A 6451-nucleotide genomic window follows, 5' to 3' on the forward strand; every position below is an offset into this window, starting at 1 on the left:
GTACACCTCACAATGCTGGTAGTTTTAAGACAGAGCCCACTGCTAGATTTTTCAAATCAGTATCGGATAAAAAATTAATTAGCTGGATGTCTTTAAACCTGGAGCTATCAGGAAAGCCAGCTGCATCCGAATAAAATTTCATTGCAACTTTCGTTAGCGTTTCACCTTCTTTAAGGGTGTACGTGTCCGGCCTTATCCTGTCATCTGGCCTTCGTGTAGACTGTTGAACTGCAACCTGATTTCCATTTGAATCCGACTTGAGCACAACTCTTCGCGCTGAATAAAACACATACTCTTTCAAAGAGAGACTGAATTCGATATCTCCGGAAGCTCCAGCAGTTTCTTTCCATACGAATTTCTCAATCGAAACAGGCATGTTGATATCTTTCCCACTGAAACGCTGCGCGGCCAAATGCGCTTCATAATGCGCAGCATAGATGAAGCGCACTGGCCGCTTGGTCCCCATCCACTTCTCAATCAATCGAATATAGTACATTGGCTCATACAATGTCTCTGTTGCCAAGAAAGGATAAAATTGTCCTGGAAAGAACCCGCTAAATGATACTTCTCTTAGCTTTGGGCTCTTAATAACATTAATCTCACCTGCGCGTGTTTCGCCCGTCCCACCACTAGCACCGATAATGTCGTAGGTCTTCCCATTTCCACCGCCAGTTACTTCTACGGATTCAGGATTTACAGGAATCTGAACACCTTCGGCATTGTTGTTATAGCTCAAATGGATTTCATAACTCACTGGAAAATCACCCCATCAACGGAAACCGCCATTTGAGTTCTTAACGATTCCACCAATTGCCCGACCATATCCTCGACATCTCCAGCTTCATGATTGTGAATATCGCCGGTAAATTGAACCGTAGGTGTTAAAGTGATGAAATTTTGAATACTTTTCATTTCAGCAAGTTCACGCATGACCTTCAAATCTTCACTTGATATATCTACTGTATCGTTAATACTTCCCACTTCATTCACTTTGTTGATTGTATCCCATTTGCCGATGGCCGACATATCTGCGCCCGGCATGTTGAATGAGAGGCTATTCACGAAATCCGAACCCTTCTTGTAGCCAAAATCAAATTCATTCTTTAGATTCTTCTCATCCATCCAAGCTATGGATACAACCGACTTTTCACTAACTGGTTTCTCAAGCATGTCCATGACCTTCTTTACACCGTCACTCATAGCATGGACATTTTCAGTATCGAACATTTTCGCAGTGGGGATGTCTATGCCTGGAATCTTGTTGATCGCTTGAATCATCCAATTAAGACCCTTGAGCGCCCCGTTTACACCCTGAAGTATTACCTTCATAAAGCTTTCAGCGAAATCCTCACTGCTACGAATCATGTTTAACATGTGGGAACCAAAAGTTGTTGCTAGATCGTAGAATAGCTTTTTAACCGCGTATGTTGGATCAATGAAGAGATTAATAAGGAATTCGGCAAAGCTTGCAAAGATGTTCCAAAGCAACGCAACCTCATTCCAAACTGAGCCGACCAGCATCATAAAGGCTCCTACTATGACACCCACTACTTGATCTGCTGTAACGCCGCATCTTTGTAATATGAAGATCAAAATCCCCATTGCTGCAGCGATTAGAGCAATAGGCCAGTTAATTGCAAGCCAAGCGGCCGCTTGAGCATATAACGGGGGGACGGCAGCCCAAAGCGGAGCAATCATTCCCCAGAGTCTTGGAATAAGAACAGCAGCTAGAAGTGTCCCGATTGTAGCCAAAATTGAACTAATGATAGGCCAGTGGGTTTGAACGGCATCCGCGAACCATAAGACCCCCTGTGTAGCCCCAACAATAAGCATGGCAACGATACGTAAGCCAGTTTGTAACCCTGTGAAAAATGATTGAAATCGTCCATCTTGAAAGCTTTGATTTAACATGAGAATTAGAGGAAGTAATGCAGCCACCGCCCCCTGACCTGCATCAGCCAACCCTGATTTAAGATTGTTCTTTAGAATCTCGGATTGCTTGGCAGGGCTAGCCAGCATCTTATCAAAAGCAGCCTGACCCATCTTTTGTTTCTCTAACAATTGATCAAAAGCTTTTAAAAATCCATCAACATCACCACTCTTACCTAAATCATCGATCTTGAATTTACGAATATCCGACTTAGACATATTGAATCGTTCCGCCAAGGATACAATGTCCCCGCTTAATGCCTCTTTAAGTGCAAAAGCAGCACCTTCCATTCCATTACCAGCACTATCAAAAGCATTTAGTCGCTGCGCCAAATTGTTCAGTTTTGAAAGTTGATCTGTATTTTGAGTTACGGAGAAGAAGGAAAGCGTTCCTTTTAGTGATTCTTTTACATCCATACCGGCCTTCAATGCTTCCGTTTTAAATTTCTGAAACATTGCAGCGCCTACTTGATCATCACCGGTCCTAGCTTTGAACATATCCTGCATCTTCTGCTGCTCCATGGCTCCGCCAACGGTTGCATCCCAAAGCTTTTTGGCAGCCGCTATAGAGAGATATGCTGCGGCAATTCCTTTTAAATTACTAAGTAGACCGCCCGATCGATTGCCTCCATCACGAATTCGTTCATTTAATCGCGTTTGCAGATCTATGATTTGTTGCTCTAATCTTGCTATTCGCTGCAGTGCATCCTGGAGACTTTGAGCGTTACTGCCACTTACGATACGTAATTGACTTACCGCGCCAATCAGCCGCATCACAATAACCTGTAAATTTGAAAACAGAGCCGTAACATGAACAGGTAGATCAACGTGGATTCTTGCTCTAATGTCACCTAAGCTACTCTCTATACGAGATCGTAACTGAGCAACCTGGTTAATATTCATATTCGGATCAATGGCAATGCGCATCTCAATTGTCCCATTTAAAGAATGTTTAAGACGATCGGCGATAATTATTGTAGAATTCATGGATTGCTGGGCACTATTCAAAGTGTTGGAAAATTGGTCAAATAGTTTTAGACTAGCTCCAACGGTAGCCATCTTAAAACCTCGCTTCTATGTCATTTCGTTTTAGCCGCATCAGCTTCTTTCTTTGAGTACAATGAAATGGATGCAAAAATAAATGCTCTCTCATAAAGGGGAAGTTCCAGTATTTCATGTGGAAGCTTCCTCAGTCGATGTAGAGCATAATGAAGAAGTACAGCGGTAGGATCCGGATCATGTTTCTGTCCATCCTTATCCCAACCGCCGTCGATTAGTTTTTTGCTTCGTCCACCAGATCATTAATATCTCGATCGAAACCATTGATCTCCTGTACTTTCAGAAGCAAATTCGAGTACTCACCTGCAAGAAGCATCTTGCGAATAAGCACCTCTGCTCCAAGCACCCCATAGGACTTCTGAAGCTCTACATCCTTCAAATTCGGAAAAGCCACACTGGCTACTGCCATCTTGGACAAATAGTCTGTTTGGTCTATCTCAGATTGCATCTGCCCGTTCTTTCCCTTGGTCCGCTTGGTAGCGGATTTACGCAATGTATCATTCTCTTCTTCAGTAAGCGAACGCAGCTGCCAAGCAACCGGTGTCCCTTCTTTGTCCTTAAATCTCTCAGAAACAACAAAATCCTCAGTAGTTTGTGTGGCTACGTTACCCGCCAGAAATGCACTAATGTCACTCATCTAAAATATCCTCCTCGGCTTCTAGCCTAATGTTGGTTTTACGAATTTCGTTGGCATATCCCAATCATCGAAAGTGAAGCTAACCTCTTCCTCTAATGCTTCTGATTCAACATCAAATGAAGCGATGGTCAGCTCATCCAGGTTTACGTTCTTGACTACCGTCGTCTGAAAGCCGATCGAAGAACTAGGATCATTATTTACCACTTGGACATCAAAGTAAGTGTCAATGCCATTCTTCGTATAATTCAACATCAACTCACGAAAAGCAGAAGTTACATAATAAATGGTCATCGTGCCGGTGCCCGTGAAACCATTGGCTTTATTCTGAGTCCCCCGTTTTCCTAAGGTCTTTATTTCTTTCTTATTCTTTTTGACTTTAGCCTCAAACTTCTTTGCATAGAACATTTCTTCGACTTGCCCATCTATAATTGCATAGGCTTTTGCTGATTGTCCGGAAATCGTATCTCGAGCTTGTAGAAAGGTCATTCTAGCTCACCTTCACTTTGGTATAGATTTTCTCGACGGCATCCACCGGTTGAATGGAAACCTCTGTGTAGACACTGTCGGAGGACTCCCCTTCAATAATCGTAATGTCCGTTTGAGAATTGAAGTTTTGAACTGCTCCTATAGATTGGAGTGTTTCCAGGTACTTCACGTATTCGTTCTTTAGCAAATTCCGTCCATCAGGGTTATTGTCTAGTTTACCAATATAAAAAGTCTCGAATGTTCTTCTCAAATCGTTATTAACCGCGTCAAGGACACGGACAACTCGGTTTTTACTGAACACTTTCCCCTTGGTTGCTGAGAATGTTGTGAGAGTGTTAATGTCCTGCTCGACAATCGCTCTTCCCTGATTCTGAGTAAATAGGAGTTCCCCGGCTTTCAGAGCTGTCTCAATTTGGCTATTGGTATAGCGTGGATTTGCATCAATCGCATCGTCATATGCCTGATACGTAAGCGACTCATTAACCTGCGCAGCGGCCGTCGCTCCGGCCACCCAAGCAGTAGCTGAGATAGAATCCAGGACCGTACCGTCCGAGAGCACAACGCCGTTTTTAACACTCACAACACCTTCATAATTTGCAGTCGGATAATTCTCTAGTACTGATTGAATCTTTCGGCCTTCATCGTCTCTGAGACGCTTTGTAAAAGCGACATAAACAGATTTTAATGTGCTGTCATTTGAAGGAAGGGCCACCGTTTGAAACTCGTATACCTCAATAGCAGCTAAGTAATCAGTGTGATCACTGTTTGTAGTTGTACCGTCCGCTCCACTTGTGAGTGAGGCTCCAGCAGTTGCTGTGAGCGCCCCGGTACCGCTCCAGTCAATCCATGTATTTGCAACGAGGCCCGCGATGTTTGGTACTGTCTGTTTGTCCATCTCCTCCGTTCCAAGGAGTGTCTTCACATCGAATTTAGCTGCATCATCAATGTTGATCTGAATGATAACCTTTAAATCATTTCCCCTGATGCCGCCATACTTTGCTGTAGCTGTCAAACTTCCAACTGTTGCAGTAGCCTTTGTTCCTGCATTTAAACGATACAAAAGAAGTGTGCCCGCTCGTTTAAGTGCTTCTTTAAGCAGCAACAACTTAGGATCAGTGATATCGTATCCAAGTAACGACTTTACATTGTCACCTGCATGAATTGTAAGAACTTGTTTCGCTACTCCCCAGCTCAGTTTCAAAGCCATAGTGGCAATGCCTCGATCACCTAATGTGCCAATTGTTGCGCTACTTGAAAAGTTAAAGTATGCTCCCGGCCGAACTTTATTTTGTGTTGTAAATGTTCCACCTGCCATTACTTGGCCTCCATTTCCAGAAACTCATTAATCATCTCAATGACTTTTGAATTCGTGTAGCCCTCGCCATCGACCAACAGAGCATTCAGAACGTCTTTTTGAGCCCCTGTGAATCTACTTGAAGCTAAGAACTGTTCTTTGGAGTATGTTGACTCCTGCTCTTTTTTTGTACTCATAGATGAACCTCCTGTTCTGAATGAATCATTTTCGTTTCTAAAGGCTTTTCTTTTATAAGATGTACTCCAAAGCTTAGAAAGAAATGGAGCACATCATCAATAATTTCGTACTTTAAATCGTTTGCTCGTACTGGGCCGTTGACGTTGATGTACTCCAACACTTCATATAAATGTTCTGCCATCTTCCTACAATCTTCTTTCTTTGAAAGGCTAGCTGGATTTGGGAAGAAATGCACATTAAAAAGAAGTGATCGCCTATAACGAGTGTTCATTTCCATTTTCTGACCACTATTAAGCTGCAAGACAAAAAAAGCAGTCTGCTCAAAGCCCTGCTTTACTTGTTCCGTATATTTAGGAAGATCCGGATCCAGTTCCTCTAACTGCCCTATTATCCCAAATAGAATATCCTGATCAATCATCCTACCACCCCAAGTGCCGCTTCATGAAACGCTGCAGCTTTTGTTCCAATATTGCTGTCAGCTCCTGCTCAAGCTCCGTGATCGATACAGTCAACATAAATCGTCCCTCTACCCACCCTCGATGATCTCGAGTCCGATGACCATGCTCAACATACATAGCATATTCCACCGGATTAATAATTTCGATTTGAATGTCAGAGCCGATTCGTTGAATGGGTCCAATGCTCCATCCTCTGCGCAAGTCTCCTGAAAGCACAGGTGTGCGAGCAACAGTTTTTGCATACAGCCGCGCTGCCAATTCTTTTAAGCACTCTTCTAGTATAATGCTACATATAAACTAGACAGCAAAAAAGGAGTTTCTTAGTTGTATGACAGGTCCAAGAAGGAAGTTCAGCCCAGAGGAAAAAGCTCGGTTGGTACTGGAAATTTT

Annotated in this window: 8 protein-coding genes; all 8 read right to left on the minus strand. The window is 43.1% G+C overall.

What is annotated here, in order from left to right; all coding sequences use genetic code 11:
- Nucleotides 1–7: 7 nt before the first annotated feature.
- A complete protein-coding gene (locus AC58PQ_RS13465) occupies nucleotides 8–754 on the minus strand; it encodes a LysM peptidoglycan-binding domain-containing protein (RefSeq protein WP_497242427.1) in 747 nt (248 codons plus the stop codon).
- Entirely contained in the window at nucleotides 751–2988 is a 2238-nt protein-coding gene (locus tag AC58PQ_RS13470; protein WP_497242428.1) for a hypothetical protein, read from the minus strand. The genes AC58PQ_RS13465 and AC58PQ_RS13470 overlap by 4 nt, the downstream gene beginning before the upstream one ends.
- 214 nt (nucleotides 2989–3202) lie before the next feature.
- Entirely contained in the window at nucleotides 3203–3625 is a 423-nt protein-coding gene (locus AC58PQ_RS13475; RefSeq protein WP_497242429.1) for a phage tail assembly chaperone, read from the minus strand.
- 21 nt (nucleotides 3626–3646) lie between these two features.
- Complete coding sequence (locus tag AC58PQ_RS13480; protein WP_497242430.1) at nucleotides 3647–4111, minus strand: phage tail tube protein; 465 nt, start codon at nucleotides 4109–4111, stop codon at nucleotides 3647–3649.
- 1 nt (nucleotide 4112) lies between these two features.
- On the minus strand, nucleotides 4113–5426 hold the full coding sequence (locus AC58PQ_RS13485) for a phage tail sheath family protein (RefSeq protein WP_497242431.1): 1314 nt from the start codon (nucleotides 5424–5426) through the stop codon (nucleotides 4113–4115).
- Nucleotides 5426–5602, minus strand: coding sequence for a hypothetical protein (locus tag AC58PQ_RS13490; protein ID WP_497242432.1), 177 nt, complete (start codon nucleotides 5600–5602; stop codon nucleotides 5426–5428). Before AC58PQ_RS13490 ends, AC58PQ_RS13485 begins: the two co-directional genes overlap by 1 nt.
- A complete protein-coding gene (locus AC58PQ_RS13495; protein ID WP_497242433.1) occupies nucleotides 5599–6021 on the minus strand; it encodes a phage tail terminator family protein in 423 nt (140 codons plus the stop codon). The genes AC58PQ_RS13490 and AC58PQ_RS13495 overlap by 4 nt, the downstream gene beginning before the upstream one ends.
- Before the next feature lies 1 nt (nucleotide 6022).
- Entirely contained in the window at nucleotides 6023–6355 is a 333-nt protein-coding gene (locus tag AC58PQ_RS13500) for an HK97 gp10 family phage protein (RefSeq protein WP_497242439.1), read from the minus strand.
- Nucleotides 6356–6451 lie beyond the last annotated feature (96 nt).

Source organism: Paenibacillus sp. J22P143 (genome assembly GCF_059692035.1).

Bases quoted from the DNA above. Each gene is read 5' to 3' on its own strand.
- AC58PQ_RS13495 (WP_497242433.1), bottom strand. From the start codon at position 6,021: ATGATTGATCAGGATATTCTATTTGGGATAATAGGGCAGTTAGAGGAA.
- AC58PQ_RS13490 (WP_497242432.1), bottom strand. From the start codon at position 5,602: ATGAGTACAAAAAAAGAGCAGGAGTCAACATACTCCAAAGAACAGTTC.
- AC58PQ_RS13470 (WP_497242428.1), bottom strand. From the start codon at position 2,988: ATGGCTACCGTTGGAGCTAGTCTAAAACTATTTGACCAATTTTCCAAC.
- AC58PQ_RS13475 (WP_497242429.1), bottom strand. From the start codon at position 3,625: ATGAGTGACATTAGTGCATTTCTGGCGGGTAACGTAGCCACACAAACT.
- AC58PQ_RS13485 (WP_497242431.1), bottom strand. From the start codon at position 5,426: ATGGCAGGTGGAACATTTACAACACAAAATAAAGTTCGGCCGGGAGCA.
- AC58PQ_RS13480 (WP_497242430.1), bottom strand. From the start codon at position 4,111: ATGACCTTTCTACAAGCTCGAGATACGATTTCCGGACAATCAGCAAAA.